This is a genomic window from Vibrio sp. D173a, assembly GCF_030248475.1.
Genome location: NZ_JAHGAH010000147.1, coordinates 1 through 1467 on the forward strand (window position 1 = coordinate 1; position 1467 = coordinate 1467).

The 1467-nt window shown below is 41.3% G+C and carries 1 protein-coding gene; it reads right to left on the minus strand.

The window, feature by feature from the left end; all coding sequences use genetic code 11:
- Positions 1-271 precede the first annotated feature (271 nt).
- Positions 272-928 (minus strand): hypothetical protein, encoded by a 657-nt coding sequence (locus KIV40_RS15870; protein ID WP_285350173.1) that lies wholly within the window; start codon positions 926-928, stop codon positions 272-274.
- Positions 929-1467: the final 539 nt, after the last annotated feature.

Sequence of the window (1467 nt, forward strand, 5' to 3'; positions counted from 1 at the left end):
GATCAACACACCCTAACCATTCCATCACCCTAAAGGTCTAGTTGTGTGATGGCAAATAGTGAATATAAAACCAATTGCATATATAGTAACTCCTGCAATCCTTAACGCTCTGACTGAGCTTCGCCCTAGCCTGAGCCAATGCAGGCTAGGGTATTTTTTTAGGGTTCGCACAGACACACAAAGCTGCCAGAGAGTCTCAGCAAAGTTAAAAATGCACCAGTCATCAACTGGTGCATAAAGCGAAAGGTTGAATACTGACTAATATAAAAGACTAAAGAGATTCAAAGCCAACACTAGCTTCCGTATAGCCTTTTCTTTCAGAGTTGTAGTCGATAGCAACATTCAGGTGACCTGATAGTTCACCTTCTGCGGCATAAACTGGGCAAGTTGCAACATGCGAAAGGTACGTTGCCTCTGTCGGCTTCATAAAGTAGTAAATTTGCTGCAACTCACATTCACCCACCCTCTTACCAGATGACTGAAGACTTGCTCTTTGCTGATGAAAGTTAGGAGCAGCGTCTAGAAGGTAGCTCGGTGTTAGCGTGTAGATATGAGTCTGATAGATATCGGTAAACTCATTGCCCGCTTTGTACATTTGGCTGCTCATATCGTAAACGACGTTTAAGTGCCAATAAGCAATTTCGGATTCATCCGTAACTTGCGCACCAGGTTTTGAGTACATACAAGTAATCTGGCTGTGTGGGGTTTCCATATCTTGATCAGCCATGTGGCCTTTCTTGATAGACTGGATACCACAACGATGCAGCGTAAAACCAGACGACGCCATGCGATCACTGACTTGATGAGCAGATTCAAACTTTGTATGCACTCCCTCAGGCGTGCTACTGGTGATATCAACTGAGTTGTTGGCATGAGCTTGTAGGCTAATACCAGCGATGAAGGCGACTGCAACTTTTATATTTTTCATAGTAATGTTCTATTCTCCTCGTTAGATTCGAGACGGAAACTAACTCACCAAGCAAATATGAAACAACTTTAATATAGAAATTTGTGATATTAGATCCATATATCAGGGTTAAACTCACTTAAAAAGCGGATAAAATCCTTTTTATTCATATAATTAACAGCAAACCAACTCAGTAAAAACCTGTTTTATTCCCCCTTCTAGAACGAACGCTTGCCAAATGCGCTTAAGCTTTATTTCGCTTTCTACAGACAGAAAAAAAGCGATACCAAGATTGATATCGCTTTGGAAAAGGTTGCAAGACCAGTAAATATTCCGAAAAAATCGATTGGACCCCTCCATCTCTCTAAACGGGTATTAATCGCCCGGCACGAGCAACAAACCTAAAATCACTTTTATTCTTTCGCTGGTACCAGCAGTCCGCATACAAAGACATAAGCGGTATAACTAGCCGAGAAGAAATTATGTTATAACATAACACCTATTGAGTTAACAGGTAGGAATTGCTTCGTGACTAGAATCACAGAATAAACCCATGAAGG